Source organism: Alistipes sp. AF14-19 (assembly GCF_003461645.1).
In the GTDB taxonomy this organism is placed as follows: Bacteria; Bacteroidota; Bacteroidia; order Bacteroidales; family Rikenellaceae; genus Alistipes; species Alistipes shahii.
In genome coordinates, this window is the sequence record NZ_QTXM01000054.1 from 1 (window position 1) to 311 (window position 311).

Here is a 311-nt window from a genome sequence, read left to right on the forward strand (position 1 = left end):
ACCGTTTCCAGAGGTACACCCTGTGTGAGCGTAACCGTCGTAGCGAAGGTATGCCGCGCCATGTGGATCGTCGGATTGAACGACAATCCGGCATGTTCAGTGTTTTATAAGTGCCTTTAAGCGGAAAAACCTTCTCGCTTGTGCGATATGTATCCTTATAACGCTTGTAGAGCATTTCAGCGGCGGGAAGCAGTTTGACCCGGAACTGCGTACCTGTTTTCTGGCGCCTGTCGATAATCCAGCGCTCTCCGTTATCGTCCGTATGGATGTCCGCGTGGGTGAGTTTCACTACGTCCGCATGGCTCAGGCCC

The 311-nt window shown here is 53.1% G+C and carries 1 pseudogene; it reads right to left on the minus strand.

Annotated elements, in window-relative coordinates:
- Positions 1 to 311 (minus strand): annotated as a pseudogene (locus DWW03_RS16985) (site-specific integrase); the annotation flags it as partial.